The 17856-nt window shown below is 44.4% G+C and carries 19 protein-coding genes and 1 riboswitch; of the genes, 13 read left to right on the top strand and 6 right to left on the bottom strand.

The window, feature by feature from the left end; translation table 11 throughout:
- The first annotated feature begins 75 nt into the window (after positions 1-75).
- From KQI_RS0110120 to KQI_RS0110095, 6 genes are all read left to right on the top strand, one after another.
- Positions 76-1842 (top strand): UbiD family decarboxylase, encoded by a 1767-nt coding sequence (locus KQI_RS0110120; RefSeq protein ID WP_010346663.1) that lies wholly within the window; start codon positions 76-78, stop codon positions 1840-1842.
- Between the two features lie 52 nt (positions 1843-1894).
- Positions 1895-2614 (top strand): Cthe_2314 family HEPN domain-containing protein, encoded by a 720-nt coding sequence (locus KQI_RS0110115; protein ID WP_010346662.1) that lies wholly within the window; start codon positions 1895-1897, stop codon positions 2612-2614.
- Positions 2615-2745: 131 nt separating this feature from the next.
- A riboswitch (SAM riboswitch) is annotated at positions 2746-2885 on the top strand.
- A 115-nt stretch (positions 2886-3000) separates the two neighbouring features.
- Positions 3001-4023, top strand: a complete 1023-nt coding sequence (locus KQI_RS0110110; RefSeq protein ID WP_010346661.1) for a methionine ABC transporter ATP-binding protein — start codon at positions 3001-3003, stop codon at positions 4021-4023.
- Positions 4020-4688 (top strand): methionine ABC transporter permease, encoded by a 669-nt coding sequence (locus KQI_RS0110105; protein WP_010346659.1) that lies wholly within the window; start codon positions 4020-4022, stop codon positions 4686-4688. Before KQI_RS0110110 ends, KQI_RS0110105 begins: the two co-directional genes overlap by 4 nt.
- A 75-nt stretch (positions 4689-4763) precedes the next feature.
- Positions 4764-5606, top strand: coding sequence for a MetQ/NlpA family ABC transporter substrate-binding protein (locus KQI_RS0110100; RefSeq protein ID WP_010346658.1), 843 nt, complete (start codon positions 4764-4766; stop codon positions 5604-5606).
- Positions 5607-5747: 141 nt separating this feature from the next.
- A complete protein-coding gene (locus KQI_RS0110095) occupies positions 5748-6512 on the top strand; it encodes an SDR family oxidoreductase (RefSeq protein WP_010346657.1) in 765 nt (254 codons plus the stop codon).
- Between the two features lie 89 nt (positions 6513-6601).
- On the opposite strand, the gene KQI_RS0110090 is transcribed toward KQI_RS0110095, so the two are convergent.
- Entirely contained in the window at positions 6602-6847 is a 246-nt protein-coding gene (locus tag KQI_RS0110090) for a NifU family protein (RefSeq protein WP_013311836.1), read from the bottom strand.
- A gap of 87 nt (positions 6848-6934) precedes the next feature.
- On the opposite strand from KQI_RS0110090, the gene KQI_RS0110085 reads away from it, so the two are divergent.
- Positions 6935-7192 (top strand): YuzB family protein, encoded by a 258-nt coding sequence (locus tag KQI_RS0110085; RefSeq protein ID WP_010346654.1) that lies wholly within the window; start codon positions 6935-6937, stop codon positions 7190-7192.
- Positions 7193-7251: 59 nt separating this feature from the next.
- Here KQI_RS0110085 and KQI_RS0110080 read toward each other — a convergent pair whose 3' ends face one another.
- Together KQI_RS0110080 and mqnE are read right to left on the bottom strand one after the other, a co-directional pair.
- On the bottom strand, positions 7252-8319 hold the full coding sequence (locus KQI_RS0110080) for an NAD(P)/FAD-dependent oxidoreductase (protein WP_010346653.1): 1068 nt from the start codon (positions 8317-8319) through the stop codon (positions 7252-7254).
- 218 nt (positions 8320-8537) lie between these two features.
- Positions 8538-9644 carry an aminofutalosine synthase MqnE gene (mqnE, locus tag KQI_RS0110075; protein WP_010346652.1) on the bottom strand — a complete coding sequence of 369 codons (1107 nt, stop codon included), beginning with the start codon at positions 9642-9644 and terminating at the stop codon, positions 8538-8540.
- A 381-nt stretch (positions 9645-10025) separates the two neighbouring features.
- Between mqnE and KQI_RS0110070 the strand changes: the two genes are divergently transcribed.
- On the top strand, positions 10026-10385 hold the full coding sequence (locus KQI_RS0110070) for a HesB/IscA family protein (protein ID WP_007431955.1): 360 nt from the start codon (positions 10026-10028) through the stop codon (positions 10383-10385).
- 247 nt (positions 10386-10632) lie between these two features.
- Here the strand turns inward: KQI_RS0110070 and KQI_RS0110065 are convergent, their stop codons facing one another.
- Positions 10633-11487 (bottom strand): lytic polysaccharide monooxygenase, encoded by an 855-nt coding sequence (locus KQI_RS0110065; RefSeq protein ID WP_010346651.1) that lies wholly within the window; start codon positions 11485-11487, stop codon positions 10633-10635.
- 758 nt (positions 11488-12245) lie between these two features.
- Between KQI_RS0110065 and KQI_RS29520 the strand changes: the two genes are divergently transcribed.
- The gene (locus tag KQI_RS29520; RefSeq protein ID WP_277813522.1) at positions 12246-12374 is read left to right on the top strand and encodes a hypothetical protein; all 129 of its coding nucleotides are present in this window, start codon (positions 12246-12248) and stop codon (positions 12372-12374) included.
- A gap of 352 nt (positions 12375-12726) precedes the next feature.
- Here KQI_RS29520 and KQI_RS0110055 read toward each other — a convergent pair whose 3' ends face one another.
- Positions 12727-12963, bottom strand: a complete 237-nt coding sequence (locus tag KQI_RS0110055) for a helix-turn-helix domain-containing protein (RefSeq protein ID WP_010346649.1) — start codon at positions 12961-12963, stop codon at positions 12727-12729.
- Between the two features lie 211 nt (positions 12964-13174).
- Between KQI_RS0110055 and KQI_RS0110050 the strand changes: the two genes are divergently transcribed.
- On the top strand, positions 13175-13537 hold the full coding sequence (locus KQI_RS0110050) for a hypothetical protein (RefSeq protein WP_010346648.1): 363 nt from the start codon (positions 13175-13177) through the stop codon (positions 13535-13537).
- A 685-nt stretch (positions 13538-14222) separates the two neighbouring features.
- Here KQI_RS0110050 and KQI_RS0110040 read toward each other — a convergent pair.
- On the bottom strand, positions 14223-14591 hold the full coding sequence (locus KQI_RS0110040) for a winged helix-turn-helix transcriptional regulator (protein ID WP_029390103.1): 369 nt from the start codon (positions 14589-14591) through the stop codon (positions 14223-14225).
- A 143-nt stretch (positions 14592-14734) separates the two neighbouring features.
- On the opposite strand from KQI_RS0110040, the gene KQI_RS0110035 reads away from it, so the two are divergent.
- The 3 genes from KQI_RS0110035 to KQI_RS0110025 all read left to right on the top strand — a co-directional run bounded on the left by KQI_RS0110035 (position 14735) and on the right by KQI_RS0110025 (position 17716).
- Positions 14735-15466, top strand: coding sequence for an NADPH-dependent F420 reductase (locus tag KQI_RS0110035; RefSeq protein ID WP_010346644.1), 732 nt, complete (start codon positions 14735-14737; stop codon positions 15464-15466).
- 513 nt (positions 15467-15979) lie between these two features.
- A complete protein-coding gene (locus KQI_RS0110030; RefSeq protein WP_010346643.1) occupies positions 15980-17026 on the top strand; it encodes an NADH:flavin oxidoreductase/NADH oxidase in 1047 nt (348 codons plus the stop codon).
- Between the two features lie 276 nt (positions 17027-17302).
- Positions 17303-17716: a MarR family winged helix-turn-helix transcriptional regulator gene (locus KQI_RS0110025; protein ID WP_010346642.1), complete on the top strand. Its 414-nt coding sequence runs from the start codon at positions 17303-17305 to the stop codon at positions 17714-17716.
- Positions 17717-17856 lie beyond the last annotated feature (140 nt).

The following is a 17856-nucleotide window of genomic DNA, read 5'->3' as shown; positions in this document are numbered from 1 at the left end:
TATAATAGCATATAAGAAACAAACCAGGCCCACGAGTTTCTCGAGGGCTTGATTTGCTTAGGAGGAGTCGTCCAGTTGATCTACCAGAATTTGCGCCAATTTATTGAAGCGCTCCGTAAAGAAAATGATCTTAAAATTATAGAAGCGCCTGTCGATCCTTATTTGGAGCTGGCCGAGATCCATCGGAGAGTCATTGAGGAAGAAGGACCGGCACTGCTGTTCACAAATGTAAAAGGAACCCCGTTTCCTGTAGCCAGTAATCTGTTTGGCACGAACCGTCGTGTAGATATGGCCTTTGGTCCTCGTCCGGAGCAACTGATGGATGCGATTGTTGGAGCGACCAAAACCTTGCTTCCACCTACCCCCAAAGCCTTATGGAATGAACGTGGCCTGATTAAGGACATGCTAAAAGTAGGGCTAAAAACGGTATCGCATAGCGAAGCTCCTGTATTGGGGGTTCGGCGGACAGATGCTCCGCTGGCTCCTCTGCCTAGAGTAACGAGCTGGCATGAGGATGGGGGGCCGTTCATTACGCTTCCGCTCGTATATACCGAGAAGCCGGGGCATGCCAAGGACCATAACCTGGGGATGTACCGTATTCAGATTTATGATGATCAAACGACAGGAATTCACTGGCAAATTCATAAAGGCGGCGGCTTTCATTATCATGAAGCCGAACTGCGCAATGAGCCATTGCCTACGACGATAATCATCGGTGGTCCACCCGCTCTGATTGCATCTGCGATTGCTCCAGCACCGGAGAACCTGCCCGAGCTGCTGCTCGCTTCGCTTATTATGGGAGGCAAGCTGCCGATGACAGAAGACCCGCTCGGGGGTCACCGGATTCCGGCAGAAGCCGAATTTGCGATCAGCGGCTATGTACCGCCTCATGAGCGCCGTCCGGAAGGACCGTTTGGCGATCATTTTGGCTATTATTCATTACAGCATGATTTCCCTGTGTTTCATGTCAAGCATATGTATCACCGCAAGGACGCCATTTATCCGGCAACGATTGTAGGTAAACCACGCCAGGAGGATTATTATCTCGGCGAATTTTTACAGCGTCTGTTGTCGCCTGCCTATCCGCTTGTGATGCCTTCCGTCAAGTCCCTATGGGCGTATGCGGAAACGGGCGTACATGCGCTGGCAGCAGCCGTCGTGCGTGAAAGCTACTCTCGTGAAGCGCTGGTATCCGGCTTTACCATTTTGGGTCAAGGTCAATTGTCATTAACCAAATTCCTGATGCTGACGGACCGGGTCATTGATTTATCTGATTTTAACCTGCTGCTGGAAACGATTCTGGAGCGATTCAATCCAGCAAGGGATTTGTTCATATTCAATCATACGTCCCACGATACGCTCGATTATACAGGCCGTAAGCTGAATCATGGCAGTAAAGCGATCTTGATGGGTGTAGGCGAGCCAATACGTGAATTGCCTCGTACCTATGAGGGAGGAGACCTGCCAGGTATTCGTGAAATTAAGCCGTATTGCGGAGGCTGCCTCGTTGTATCAGGGGCGACCTTTGAGCAAGAGCCTGAACTGGCAGCACGTGTATTGGAACGACTGGCTGCGGGTGAGCAAGAATGGCCGCTCGTCTTTATCGTGGATGATGCCACGGAAGTTGTTCGCTCACAAGCCTCGTTCCTGTGGACGGTATTCACGCGTTTTAACCCGGCTACAGATATGTATGCCGACAGCGAGGTGCGTTTGCATCATCTGAACTACAAGCTGCCGATTGTAGTGGATGCTCGCATGAAGCCGGGCTACCCGGATGAAGTGCTGCCGCGTGAGGATATTGTTAAGCTTGTGGATCAACGGTGGACGAGTTATTTCGCTTGACGCCCTAATTGAATTGAACAACCGGATTTTACAGTCATAAGGAGGCGTGAGCATGATACGCAAGCTGCTGGGCGAGCCGCCACGTGTGAGCAAGGGCGTCCTGTTGGATGCCATGAATAGCATGTCAGACATGTTAAACCTGCTGGAGCGGCAAATTCAGGCCAGTGGTGATCCGACCCACGCTTTTCGTAAGGCGGATATTTTGACACGCGGCCTGATGTCCTCTCTGGATGAGCTGGAGCAGAGCCATCATGCGGCCGCCTTTTTCCGCATGAAAGTGAAGGCCGGATACGCCGGGGATATGAGCGAGGATGAAAAATCCGACTATGCATTGTATGTCTTCTTTTATAAGGATGGATTTGTGCGGGTATTTTCCATTCTGGATAAGCTGGGTAACTGGATGAATGATCTGTATAATTTAAAAACAGGGCAGTATAAGGCGCATTATTCGTATTTTACCGTGCTGCGGCAGCTCAAGTATCTCAAAATGCATCCTGTATTGACCGATAATTTGAATGATATTAAGAACTCATATGCCGATCCCATTAATCGGCTGCGTAAGCGGCGAAATACGGAAATACACTATATGAACACGGAAATGCAGGATGATCTCTGGCAACGGCATCGCGCTTTGTACGGCAAAATACAACTCGAAGATCTGGATCATCATCTGGAGGATTTGCAGCAGGGCTTGGAAATGGTGTGCCGATCGCTGTCCAACGTTTTTTCTTATACTGCGAAACAATGGGGGAACCGGGCAGTGCGTCCATAATTATGTTGGAAAATATCCTTTGACAAAGCTATGTAAACTATCTATACTGAAACCTAGTTTCAGAAAAATGCTTGAATTATGATTTTAATATAAACTTAACGAACAGCTAAAGCTGGAGTTTAACATATTTTTTCTTATCCAGAGAGGTGGAGGGACTGGCCCGATGAAGCCCGGCAACCAGTTTTCTCCCGGTGTAATATACCGGGAGGAAACATGATGGTGCTAATTCCTACAAAACCGCTAGAGTTATAGCGGTTTTGGCAGATGAGAAAAGGTTCGCATGGCGGGGCCCTTTTCATTCTGTGAAAGGGGCTCTTTTTGTATAAACAAATAGAGAGATGGAAGCCGATTAAAAGGGTAAGGAAAGTGAAGGGGGTCGCAGCACGTTGATAGAGCTTAAGCAGTTAACCAAGCATTATGGCAAAGGGAACCGACGCGTTAGTGCGCTGTCCGGGTTGAACCTTTCTATAGAACGTGGAGAAATATATGGAGTTATTGGTCACTCCGGAGCGGGAAAAAGCACGCTAATCCGCTGTATTAATTTATTGGAACGCCCCACTTCAGGTGAAGTATGGGTGGACGGCGTGAATCTCACCACCGTGAATCAAGCCCAGTTACAGAAGCAACGCCGAAAAATCGGAATGATTTTTCAGCATTTTAATTTGTTATCGTCGGCGACGGTATATGACAATATCGCATTTCCGTTGCGCCTGGTGAACACGCCCAAGCAGCAGCTGGACAAGAAAGTACGAGAATTGCTGGAGCTGGTGGGTCTGGAAGAACACAGTGGAAAATATCCATCACAGCTCTCAGGAGGACAGAAGCAGCGTGTAGGCATTGCGCGGGCGCTTGCCAGTGATCCTCAAGTGCTGCTGTGCGACGAGGCAACCTCGGCGCTTGATCCGCAGACCACAGGGGCGATTTTGAAATTGCTATTGGATATTAACCAGCGCTTTAATTTGACCATCGTGCTGATTACGCATGAAATGCATGTCATTCAAAGCATATGTGATCGAGTTGGCGTGATTCATCAGGGCGACATTGTGGAGCAGGGGCCGGTGGCGGAAGTGTTCTTGAAGCCACAGCACCAGGTAACCAAGGACTTTATCCAACGGGAGTCTGAGCATGCCGAGGAGTTGCAAGCAGCAATTGCGGCCTCAGGTGGCGGTGAATCGGCACAGGTGGTGCGAATTTCCTTTTTGGGCAGCATAACATATGATGCGATTTTATCGCGCACGGTCCGTCATACCGGCGTTGATTTTGCAATTTTGCAGGGAACGATCTCTACCATCAAAAACGTACCGTACGGACAACTCATCGTTCGTTTTGAAGGAAATCAGGAGGATATTGAGCATACGTTGCGTGAAGTGTCCGGGCAAGGACTTGATGTGGAGGTGATCGGACAATGAGCGAACTTGATTTTTCGCAAGTGAGTTGGGAAGAACTATGGAATTCTACGGTGGAGACCCTTCAAATGCTTGGGGCATCCGCGCTGTTCACCCTGATTATTGGCTTGCCGCTTGGCGTATTATTGTTCCTGGCGAGCCGCTCCTCGCTGACTCTGATGAAAGTGATATACATTGTACTATCATTCATCGTTAACATTTTGCGTTCCGTACCATTTATCATTTTGATCGTTGCACTTATTCCTTTTACACGATCGTTGGTAGGCACCTCAACCGGGGTACTGGGTACGATTCCGCCATTGGTGATCGGGGCTGCCCCTTTCTTCGCACGTCTTGTCGAAACGTCTCTGCGTGAAGTGGACAAGGGGGTCATTGAGGCCGCACAAGCGATGGGCGCTTCAACTGGGCAAATCATCCGCCGCGTGCTGTTGCGCGAGGCACTGCCGGGACTGCTCGCCGCACTAACCATTACCGTCGTTACACTCGTATCCTATACGGCGATGTCCGGTATGATCGGGGGCGGTGGTCTGGGTACGCTGGCTATCAACTACGGTTATTACCGTTATGAAACGGCTGTCATGATCGTTGCAGTCGTGCTGATGGTCGTACTGGTACAACTGCTGCAAATGGCAGGGGATCGCCTGGTACGGCATTATACTCGAAAATAGGGAAACCATATAGATATCCTTATTGATCAGGGCCTCTGAATCCTGAACATTACAAATCATTGGAGGGGTAATAACATGAAGAAATGGGTTTTGGCCGTATTAAGCTTGACATTAATTGCGGTGCTGGCTGCTTGCGGCACGAAAAGCACGACATCTGATGCATCAAAAACGACTGGAAATAACGCTGGCGCACCACGCGAAGTTGAGCTGAAAGTGGGAGCTTCCCCTGTGCCGCATGCCGAAATTTTGGAAGCGATCAAGCCTCAGCTGGAAAAAGAGGGGATTCGTCTTCAAGTCGTTCAGTTCAACGATTATGTACAACCCAACGTACAATTGTTCGACAAGCAGCTGGATGCTAACTTCTATCAACATGTACCTTACCTGAATGTGATGAATAAAGAGCGCAAAATGGACCTGGTATCGGTAGGTGCGGTTCATTTGGAGCCATTCGGTATCTACTCCCAAAAATATAAAAAACTTGATGAAATTCCAGATGGTGCGACTGTAGCTATTCCGAACGATGCAACCAATGGAGGTCGTGCATTGCTGTTGTTAGCCAAACAAGGTCTGATCAAGCTGAAAGACGAAAGCAATATCGAAGCTACTGTAAAAGATATTACGGAAAATAAGAAAAACCTGAAATTCAAAGAGCTGGAAGCGGCAATGCTGCCACGTCAGCTACCTGAAGTGGATATTGCACTGATCAACACAAACTATGCGCTGGAAGCAAAGCTGAACCCGACCAAAGATGCATTGGCATTGGAAGACAAAGATTCTCCATATGCTAACGTGCTGGTTGCGCGTCCTGACAACAAAGATTCCGAAGCGATTCAAAAGCTGATCAAAGCACTGCAATCTCCGGAAGTTAAGAAATTCATTGAAGACAAATACCAAGGCGCAATTATCCCGGCATTTTAAGCAGGGAGCGAAAATGCGTTGACTGAAACCCCGGATCTCTTGAATAAGAGGGCTGGGGTTTCTTTTTGCCTGTAGTTGTAGGCAAAGCCTAAATATTTTATACTTGAGGGTGACCGTTCTCTGTGAAGAGGAGGAAAACTGTTGAAAGATAAAGTCGCACTCATAACAGGTAGTGCCAAAGGATTAGGTAAAATGACCGCTCTGCGTCTGGCTGATGAAGGCTGTGATATTGCGCTGAATTATGTGCATAGCCAAGCTGAAGCCGAAGAACTGAAGCGGGTGATCGAGTCTAAAGGAGTACGCTGCCATTCTTTACAAGGAGATATCTCCATTCAAGAGGATATCACGAGGCTGATCGGCGAAGTCGAGGATCGGCTGGGCGGCGTAGATATTATGGTGAACAATGCCGGACCGTTCATCCGGGAACGTCGTCTGTTTGCAGATTACAGTGTAGCCGAGATTCATGCCATGATACAGGGGAATCTGGTCGGTACCATGCTGCTGGATCATTTGGTATTGCCTCATATGCGGAGCCGGCAGTGGGGACGTATTATTCATTTTGGCTTTGGTCATGCTGGAGAAGCGAGGGCTTGGCCGCATCGGGCTGTCTACGCAGCCGCCAAGGTGGGGCTGGTGTCTTTTACGAAGTCATTGGCTGTGGAGGAAGCACCAAATGGTATTACGGTGAATATGATTTGTCCCGGGGATATTAGAGGAGCGAATAAGGAGATGTCTATCGCCGACGTCATCGGCATGCAGGATCAAGAGACACCTCGCGGACGTCCGGGAAGTGGGGAAGACATTGCGCGAGTGATCGCCTATTTGTGTGAGGAGCATTCGGATTTTATAACAGGCAATATTATGGATGTGTCGGGCGGGCTGGACCCGATTCGGCCCACCATTTAAGCGCTAGATTCCGGTAGACGCATCACATAAAAAGAGTCTTGAGCTTCGTTACCGAAGTCAAGACTCTCATGATCATTATGCAACAAGCATTAGAATACTTGTACCACTTCTTGGACGCCGTCGACTTCTTCGAGAAGAGCGCGTTCGATCCCTGCCTTCAGCGTGATTGTGGAGCTTGGGCAACTACCGCAAGCGCCTACCAGCTTCAGCTTAACGATGCCGTCTTCAACGTCAACCAGCTCAACGTCGCCGCCATCGCGTTGCAGGAACGGACGGAGCTTATCCAGTACATCTGCTACTTCATCATACATTTGAACGCTTTGTGTTTCACTCATTAGAATTCAACTCCTTTCCTATACCTTATTTATTATATTACAAAGCGGGCCAAATTAAAATGCCCGTCATCCAAAGCAGGTGAAAAAATGTTAAGACCTATCATCGAATTTTGCACTAGTAATATGCATTTTGGCACTGATGAAATTATGTCCAAGTTGGAGCAAAATCCGGATTATGATGTAATCGAATACGGCTGCCTTAGCAATTGTGGTCAGTGCAACGCCGAGCCTTATGCGATGGTCAACGGTGAGATTGTTTCTGCGGATTCAGCAGAGCTGCTGTATGAAGTGATTATAAACAAGATCAAGGAAGCCGAGGCATGGGATCAGCTTGATTTGGATTGAGAAACACAAGAAGACCTGCTCTGGGAGCGGGTCTTCTTGTGTTTTATATAGCCAATCGGTCAGCCAAAATGGCGTTTGGACTTCCAGAGTACACCGCTTTTAAGCAAGCGAGGTACTCGTCCACGCAACGAGGTGCTGCCCATAAAGCCATAGCCGAAGCCCGCTTTCTTGCCCAGTGCGCCTAATGTGCCGCGCAGCTTCAGAGGATGGGGATGAGGTGTTTGGCCCTTCCACAGGTCGCGTACAATGTGTGCGATCTGCTCCCCTTGCACCTCTGCCGCCTGGGCGCTTGGCGAATAAGGAAGACTGGCACAGTCTCCGACCACGTACACCTCGGGATGATCCGGTATTTGATAATATTCGTTGAGCACGATACGGCCCTGAGGGTCTTTGGGAACAGATAAGTCCTGCACCATTTTTACCGGTTGAATCCCGGCTGTCCATACCACCGCATCCGTTACAATCTGCTCGTTATGATTGTAAATAGCACCCGGTTCAATACGGCAAACCCCAGCATGGTTCAGTACATGAACCTGATGCTCCTTGAACCAGGCATGTACATACGCAGACAAACGTTGCGGAAATGCCGATAGCACCCGCTCGCCCCGATCCATAATGGTAATATTTAAATCCGAACGACTTTCACGCAGCTCCGCAGCAATTTCAACACCACTCAGACCGCCGCCTACAATATGAACATCCCCATAAGGCTTGATTTCATTCAAGCGCAGATACGTTTGACGGGTATGGTTAAAAGACTGGATCGTGCAGCTATACTCTTCAGCCCCCGGTGTATTGTGGAAACGGTCCGTACAGCCTAGCGCAATCACAAGCTGATCATAGAGCAAAGGCTCGCCATCCTGAAAATGGACGATTTTATTCTCCAAATCCATCGAGGTGACTTCTCCGTATTTGCGAATCAGACGTTGCTCATCGGGAAAATGAACTCGTAAATCAAAATCAGATACCGTTCCCGCTGCGAGAGCGTAGTATTCTGTTTTCAAGCCTTGAAAGGGCATCCGGTCCACTAAAATAACTTGAACATCGTCGGGAATATGTTTGTCCAGCAATTCTTTGGCAATGGTAAGGCCGCCGTAGCCGCCCCCCAGAATAACGAAATTTTTCATCAAAAATCCGCCGTCCTTTCGCTGCCGTGTCCCCGGCAAATGGTCTGGAGCCTTGTTGTAAAACCCGGAGTCCGGTCCGCCTGTGGCAAGCAGGCCGGAGTATTCCGAGGCAGCTTGTCGCTGCATGGTGTGAGTAATGGGGAAGAAATGCTCGCGGGAAATCTGAATCCGAAATAAATTTGTTTCGTCGAGTTTGTCGAATTCGTAGAGAAACTTGATTAGTTGAAAACTTCGATTTCGTTATAGAAGGTGTCCCGTTCTACCGGGATGCGTCCTGCACCTTTAACCAGCCAGATCAGCTCTTTACGGGTCAAACCGGATGGAGTCAACGCACCTGCGGCATGACTGATCTGCTCACGCACAATCGTGCCGTGAACGTCCGAGGCGCCGAACGTAAGCGCGACCTGCGTCAATTGCGGGCCAATATTAATGAAGTATGCTTTGACATGTTTGATATTGTCCAGCATCAGACGGCTGATCGCAATCGTTTTGAGATCCTCGTAAGCGGAATTGCGGCGCATGATGCTGGCGTTTTTGCTCTTCGGCTGCATGGAGAGTGGAATGAATACCATGAACCCGTTGGTTTCGTCCTGCAATTCACGAATTTGCAGCATATGTTCAATACGATCCTGGTACGATTCGACTGAACCGTATAGCATGGTCGTATGAGTTCTCATGCCGAGATTGTGAGCCGTGCGATGTACTTCAAGATAGCGATCCACATTGGCCTTGGTAACATGCATTTTCTTGCGATATTCGTCGGACAAAATCTCTGCGCCACCGCCTGTCAGAGTTTGCAGTCCAGCCTTTTGCAGTTCCTGAAGCACTTCTTTGATACTCAAGCCGCTAATGCGTGTAAAAAAGTCAATTTCTGCTGCAGTATAGGCTTTCAGAGCAACGTTGGGATACTTTTCATTCAGCGCCTTCAATGAGTCTACATAGTATTGGAAAGGCACATGATTATTATGACCGCCAACGATATGGAATTCTCTTACACCCGGATGGATATGTTGTTCAATGTAATCAATCATTTCCTGTCCTGATAACGTATAAGAGCCTTCTTCGCCTTGATCTTTGCGGAAATTACAGAAAGCGCAGCGAGCTTCACATACATTGGTAAAGTACAGGCTCATATTTTCAATAAAATAAACCTTTTTTCCATTTTTGCGTAAATTAGCTTCGTTAGCCAACTGACCCAGTGTGAGGATATCGTCAGTTTCATACAAATATATACCGTCTTCAAGGCTTAAACGAATACCGTTCTGTACCTTTTCTACAATCTCCGCCATTTTGCGGTCTGTAAAAGGTGTAACTAATGTGGACATGCCCATTCCTCCTTCAAGTTGCTCTGTGCGAGGCTTTCCGCTATGATCTGCGGTCCAAGCGCTTGATGCACACAGGATGTCCCGTTCCGTCGGTGCGAACCCGGCAGCGCGGATGTAAGAATATGTGAAAAAAATTACAATGCCAGGCTACAACAATGACGAATATCTTAAAACAATGCCATTTAATTGACAATTTTCCGACAGTTTCTTTTACACACTCTTCATCTATTATAAACCCCACCACACAGGTGATCAATACAAATGAGTGTAAAATCAGGTCTTTTAAGCCGTAAGGCATGGACAATCCATGACTTGAGCACCTGCCAATAGTGGAGTATACTGAAAGGGAACATGAAGTGAAAGAGGAGGATGGATAAAGCCATGATTAACATCACCGATTCCGCTGCTGAACGCTTGAAGGAAATGCTGGAGCAGCAGGAAACACCAAATATGTTTTTGCGTCTGGGTGTTACGCCGGGCGGTTGCACCGGATTTTCGTATGCCATGGGCTTTGACGACAATGAGACAGATCAGGATATATATATGAACGTACAGGATATGAAAGTCGTAGTGGAGAAAGAAAGCATCCGCTACCTGGACGGTCTGGAGATCGACTTTGAAGAGTCCGGCATGTCAGGCGGCTTTACGATTCATAACCCGAATGCCGTAGCTACATGTGGCTGTGGTTCAAGCTTCCGTACGCGTGATGATGCAGGGAAGCCGAGCGAAGAGCCTTGTTAATAATGTTTTAGGAATAAAAGCAACAATCCAATCCTTTTGAAACTATGTGTGGTACTAAACTTAGTTTCAAAAGGATTTTATTTTGTAAAATTTGCGCACCATATATGATAGTGAGATGACGCTCATGCCGGGCGTACGAACAAAGAGCCAGAGAGAATTTTTCTCTCTGGCTCTTGCGGGATATGTCTATAAGATCTAACTTGACTCGACAATTGCCTCTTCGTTTTTGAACAAAATATGTCCGCCCTTATGCGCTGCCCAATTCTGTGTTGCCTTCCTCATCGGGCGGCACGTCGCCGATTAGCTTCCATGGACCCCACTGTCCTGTCGTTCCCGGTTCCTGTCCACGGGTCCACCACAGAGCTTTCCACAATTGCCCGTTGTGCAGAACGATTTCACCTTCGGTGTAGACCCTGATGGTATTCCAGACGAGGTACTTTCCGAAACGGTTGGGATCTCCCGGGAAACCCTTGTCGGGCGTGGTCGGTGCCGACGGGTTGATGCTGAGATTAACATCCATCGCTTGGTAGAAGGCATTCTCCGTATCCGCGATATCCCAAATGCCAACGATAACGTGATATCCTTCCCGGTCATTCGGAACAAAGCAATCGTTATAAGTGTCGATTGGCGGAATCGCACCGTCATCTATATAACGGCAGAATAACTCAAGATCCTCTCGTTTTAACGGGGAATTGGGGTCCCAGTCTTTTTTCGTAATATAGTAATCCCATGTATTCGTGCTATGGTTGGCTGTAAGTTTCCAATGAAACGTATGCTCCCCGCCTACCATATCTACCTTGGTCCAGCGATCCGCTGTTTGCTCGTCGAGTTCTAAAAATTTCGCGCCACTGGCGATCTTGCCATCAGGAACGCCGAATTCAGGGAAATCCCCTCGCCCTTCCACACTAAAAGGCTCCCATCTCACTGGCCCGCAATTGGTGTTTTGGCCCGTGGAACATAGATGAGCGCGGCCATCCGTTAAGTACCCATGAGCGGAAGCGCTTTCCGCAAAAACAAACGAACCCGCCAGCATCAGGAACAGGGCTCCTATCGAGAAAATAAACCATTTCATAGATAACTTACGATGATTCACAAAAGTCATGTTATTACTCCTCCTTGCATTTTTTAATAGGATCTTTCAGGGGGTTCAAATCTAGTTTTGATAACGCTTTCAATGATTTGAGGCGTCATCCTCAAGCGGCTTTATGGATTCCTCCTTCCGAAAAATGATTATGAATCCATTCCAAAGAGGCCTGTCCATGCTTAGATGAGAATAAATAAGCAGCAGCGGCTTCTAGGAAATTGATCCCAAATAATAAATAATTCAAGAAAAAATGTATTTATTTTCTACACAATACATTGAGATTATATAGTTGTCAATATTTTCAATGGAATATATCAATAAATATTGGATATATATGAGAAAATATGTCGAAATTCAAAACATTTTTAGCTTCGATTCTTTCAAAAATGCGTCACTAAGTAGACATCAGGCATATGTTATCGCGAGAAAATATTAAAAAACAGCACTGTTTTACTTAAGAGAGTTTATGATTTAGCGTTTTGTCCTTAAAGAGAATATACGCCAGATCATTTTTAATGATTTTATTGAGAAGTACATAGTTAATTCAATGTGACAATGAATCAAAAAAATTAACAATAAGATTATGTTAGGTAGACAAAATGGTTTAAGTATAAAACCATCCCCATCAATTCCCAATTTTGAAGTGGAATAATTTGAAGGTTTCACTGGAGGGTCAAAACCTGTTAGTGCGTGGAGCCTATTGTTTGAATAGAGTAATGGTGTAGCTGATAGATTTGCATAATTGATTCATAGGGGGACTTGGAAATGAGGATTATATGGTTGAATATAAAAATATAGTGGATTTAACTAGAAGAGTAAGTAAATATGTAAAAGATAAAGGTCTAACTGGTAAACCAGTATGGGTAATAACAGATGAAGATATGGAATCCGCTGTTAGCGAGTAAATATTATTAGTTGAAATTTTCTGCTTATATAAGCTGAACACAAAAAATGTACAAGTAAAATGGAGTAGGCGGAATGGTGCTGTACAAGCGAAGCGGTCACTCTAAAAGCTTTCCATAGGAGAGCTCGCTTCGGAAGCATCACTTCCCCGGATTTCTACTTTGATCATAGTATTTCGGAAATCCGGGGACGGTGGCGATGGGAAGCACCATCCGTCTGCGCAGTGGCACGATAGGTAACTTTTAAGTTCAACTTATATAGTATAAAAAATTCCGTTAGTGTTGTTGCTTTTTAATAGTAAAAGTAGAGTAAATCAATATTAAGTTGAAAAAAAGAGCGCTATCCCTAAACGGATTAGCGCTCTTTCTCTTTATCTAATGGTTGTTCTTCTATAAATTCAACAACCTCTTCAATTCTACAGTCCAACTCCTCGCAAATCCGTGCAATGACACTCATGGCTACAAATTCCCCATTAGACATTTTCGCCAAAGTGGATGGTGATATTCCTAATTGAGTACGAAGGTAAGTTCGTGTTTTATCTCGTTTAATTAGAGTGATTTCCATTGGTTTATAACTTGGTTTCAATCCCATGAGTAATCCCCCTCTACTTATTATATGTACTAAAATATTAGTGAAGTCAAACTTAAATTACAATAATGCGTACATTTTATTCGATAAGTGTTGAATGATTAAATGCGAAGGTGTATTATATGTATAAGAAGTCGTACATTGAATACATATAAACATAACATGTGTTCTTTATTTAATAAAAAAATTATGAATACAGAAGGAGAGGGATTATATGACCAAACTGGTTGAATTGAAGAGAGTTACCATGGTTTATGGGCCTGATGATGATCCTCATATGTATGAATTATTTGAGGGAGTCCTGTTTGATCGTAGCTATTTCTTTTATCTGGAAAATGGATTGTTGTGTCTGCGGCATGTACGAAGGGTAGATCAACCGGATCATCCACATCTTTATGTAGATGGGGAAAGCGGAGGGCTCCAACTAGCGAAGAATGTGCAATGTGAGATTATGGAGGTCGTTGCAGAACTGATCGAGCGATTACGTAGTAAGGATGGATTGACGTTTTTGTTGGAAGAACTGCTATGGTTGCACGGTCGAAGTTACATCGAGCTTAATCTCGTGAAAACAAAGTGACACCACACGTCTAGTATCTCTTCTCGCTATTCCTACTCTATATTCCAATTTTCCCAACTATGCTATAATGATTTGGACAAATTAACCGGTGGGGAAGATGCGGCGAAGCTAGCCCGAGAGGGGGTGACGCCGTGTCATTTGATCTAATCGTGAAGATTCTTGACGTTGTGCTAAAGTTGGTCAGTATAACTACTGGCCTCAAGACTTTGGTTCAGACCTGGAAGCAATCACGTAAAGACAAGAAAACCAGCTAATGTTTGTCAAGCATTTCAGGTCGGTGAACTTCCCTTTTCGTGATATAGGCTCCTATCCTCGAATTGGGGTACTACCAGCGAAGCTGATACAAACCGCAAAGTATGCGGATTAATATGGGAAATAACAAATGGCCACGCCCAGATTTCTCCAAGGTTTGGCCATTTGTTTCCCTCTAAGTTTATAGGCTGATCATTTAGACTGCTTACATCAACATAAACACGAACATATTGTCCAAAGAAAATAAAGTATTTTCTTAGTGCTTATGTTAAGATAAGTCCCCTTTTTTAGCACTACATGCTACCCGCGTACGTTCTTTAATTAGTAATTGGAAATGGAACATAATGAGGAGGACGTAGCCCAAGCGAAGGCGCGGGAGCGTCCTTTTTATTGAACTCCTAACGGGAGTTTAATTTAAAAATACCCAATAAGATTAATCTATTTTGTCTCCAAACTTCTTTCCGAATTCCTCCATTAGATCAATAATTGGAATCAATTGCTCCCCTTTTGGTGTTAACGAATACTCAACACGTGGAGGTACTTCGGGATAAACTTTGCGATTAATTAAGCCATCTGCTTCTAATTCTCGAAGTTGTTTTGTTAGGGATCCTTGTGAAATTCCCCATAAACGAGTCTTAATTTCATTATATCGACGCGGGTTAAACTTTAAAAACCAAAGAATTAGATACTTCCAACGTCCCGAAAGTATGTTTTGAGTATAGGCGATGCCATATACCTCTCTGTGATCCTTCTTACATTCTTCGCTAAATCCATCTTCATTTATTCTAGATACCTTAATCAACTCATTTCTGCTGTTAGGTACGAAAAAGTGTACTATGTCATTTTTAATTGCCTTCTTCAAGAATACGAGCAACATATATATATTAGTACATGTATACAGATTACTCAATCGGGGACATAAAATAGGTTATAGGAGGAATGAAAATGAGATTTGGAATTATAGGTGCAGGACCAATTGGGTCAAATATTGCGAAAAAATTGGTTGAGAATGGACATGATGTCAAGATTGCAGATGCTCGTGGGATTGAACGCTTGGAAGGAAAAAAACTTACAGGAACACCTGTGATCGTAGAAGATGTAATTAAAAATATTGATATTCTTATAACATCTATCCCTTTCCACGCGCTGCCAAGCATTCGCAACATTATCGATAATGTTGGGGAGGAAGTAGTCGTTGTAGACACTTCAAATTATTATCCACAAATAAGTAATAAAATCGAAGAAATTGAGAACGGGATGGTTGAAAGTGTTTGGGTATCCAATCATTTAGGTAGACCTATCATTAAAGCGTTTAACAATTTCTTAGCCTATACGTTAGAACATCAAGGAACTCCCGAAGGGACTGATGGGCGCATTGCCATAGCGATTGCTGGTGATGACCTATCCCATAAACAAATAATCATGGGTGTAGCAAACGATCTAGGCTTCGACTCCGTAGATAGTGGTTCTTTAAGCGATTCGTGGAGACAACAGCCAGGAACCCCTGCGTACTGCACAGAACTTACAAAAGGGGAACTAACCATAGCCTTAAATAAAGCGAATAAAGAAAAAGCTCCATTTCTGCGTGATAAGGTGATGGAAAAGCTGTCAGCTTCTCCAGGTGCATTTTCAATTCAAGATGTTGTTAAAGCAAATAGAGAAATATTCAATTCTTAAGTTAGAAACCCTTTTGAGGTAATTGACGTCTTAAAAACAATGAACCGTATGATCCTTTCAAACACGCGAGCAAAATGGGAGTAATACTTGATGGAGATAAAGTAAGATTAAAGATCCCAGCTAATTTAGAAGAATACGAACGTCAGGCAGATGAGTTAGCTGATGACGATGTCCTATAAACGACAGTATCTTACACTCCTTTACATTGAACATAAATAGCCCATTGCCATGTAAAATTGGAAATAAGAAGCTTCCAAATTACGGTGATGGGCTCATTTACATTTTTATAAAGCGCTACACTACATTAGACTAGCGGAAGCTTCATTAAGTTAACGGGCAGGATAGTTTAATCGTTTTGGCTTATGTTAAGACCGAATCTGAAATAGATTTCGGTTCTTTTCTGATGCAAAACAGGAGTTCAAGAATGTTCCAATTATCAACTAGTTGACAAAATTAAAATCCGAGCAATATAATTGCATGTGCATACAAATTATATTTTGAGGAGGTTTCTATATGAATAGTTTATCTACACCATTCAAACTTAAAGATCTAGAACTCAAAAATCGAATTGTCATGGCTCCGATGTGTCAATTTTCTGTTGACCTCAAAGACGGCGTACCGAATGATTGGCATTTTGTGCATTACGCTTCCAGAGCTATTGGTGGGACAGGATTAATTATTGTAGAGATGACAGGAGTGAACCCTGACGGACGAATAACGGATGGGGATCTCGGTTTGTGGTCCGATGAACAGATTCCAGCCTATCAACGTCTCGTTTCTGAAGTCCAAAAGCATGGAGCTAAGATAGGCATACAAATTGGGCATGCTGGCAGAAAAGCAGAGGATGCAATTGAACCTGTAGGGCCATCTGCTGTTCAAGGTGGGGCGCTTCCTGAAGAGTCAAAATATGGAGAGTTAAAACTTCCTCGGGCCTTAACGATTGAAGAGATTGATCGAGTAGTTAGTCAATTTAAGGATGCAGCCAGACGTGCAGTAGAAGCAGGGTTTGATACCATCGAACTTCATGGAGCACATGGATATTTGCTTCATCAGTTTATGTCACCAAGTATTAATCTCAGGGAAGATGCTTATGGCAAAGACTTATCTAAATTTGGTGTTGAGGTCATCCAAGCTGTGAAAAGCGTCATTCCTAAGCATATGCCATTGATCATGAGACTCTCTGCAATTGAATACATCGATGGTGGGTACGACATTGAACATGCCCTGAAAATGGGAGAGAAATTTAAAGAAGCAGGTGTAGACATTTTCCATATTTCCAGCGGAGGTGAAGGGATACCAGGAAAATTGAAGCCCTTAAACACGCCAGGTTATCAGGTACCCTTTGCAAGAATTTTTAAAGATCGACTTGGCCTTCCTGTTATTGCTGTTGGGAAACTTGATAATGCTTCACTCGCTCAAGCAACCCTTGCAAATGAAGATGCAGATCTTGTCGCAGTGGCGAGAGGAATGTTGAATGATCCCTATTGGGCATTACATGCAATCAAGGCGACAACAGACAAAGTAGAACCTCCCCTTCAATATGCAAGAGGAATTCGTTAAGGATAGTCTTGTTTGAAACTATGTGCATGCAATTTTGAAAAATACAGAAACTAATGAAATATTTATAAAAGTGGATGTTACAGGTATGACAAACATTACACGAGGAATGACCATATTGGAGTAACAGTACCAGATATTGAAGAAGCTACAGTTTTCTTTAAAAAGGCTTTAATGGCTAATCTGGTGGTAAAGAGATGATCTTTTGACATCAGCTTAAGTTAAGGCAATACTATATGTGAAGATGAAACAACATATAGTATTGAAAGGACGATAAACTTGAGTGAATCAGAATTTCTGATTAATGACTGGGTCAATTTCTCTAAATACCATGATCGGATCAACAATGCTTTAAACCATATACTTCAGGAAAGATACCAATTCAGCTTGAAAGAGTTTTATTTGCTTATGTTTCTTTATCAATCCGAAGATAAAAAACTTCGTCTATCCACTGCATCAAATATGATTGGTTTAAGCCAAAGTGCTCTTTCTCGTCTGATCATCAGACTGGAAAACCATGCATTTCAACCTGTAGAACGAGTTGTGTATGAAGAAGATAAGAGAGGTTTTTACGTCGTTCTGACTACACGTGGGGAGAAATTTACTACCAATATAATTACGGAAGTTAGTTCTGTTTTAGAGGCTTCTATGTCTGAAAAGGACAAGACTAATATTCGATTATTCACGTCTTAAACAAGGTTTGAAGCTTGTCTTATGCCGATCTAGGATGCAACATCGAAGTAATCGATTCATACCATTGTTAAACTAATGGGAAACGTTAGTTGAACGACAACAGCGGCAGTCTAAGACTGAAGTGCACCCTGTCAAGTAGA

The sequence above is a fragment of the Paenibacillus peoriae KCTC 3763 genome (assembly GCF_000236805.1).
In the GTDB taxonomy this organism is placed as follows: domain Bacteria; phylum Bacillota; class Bacilli; order Paenibacillales; family Paenibacillaceae; genus Paenibacillus; species Paenibacillus peoriae.
Note: the sequence above shows the minus strand (reverse complement) of the source record. Positions and strands in the feature narration are given on the sequence as shown.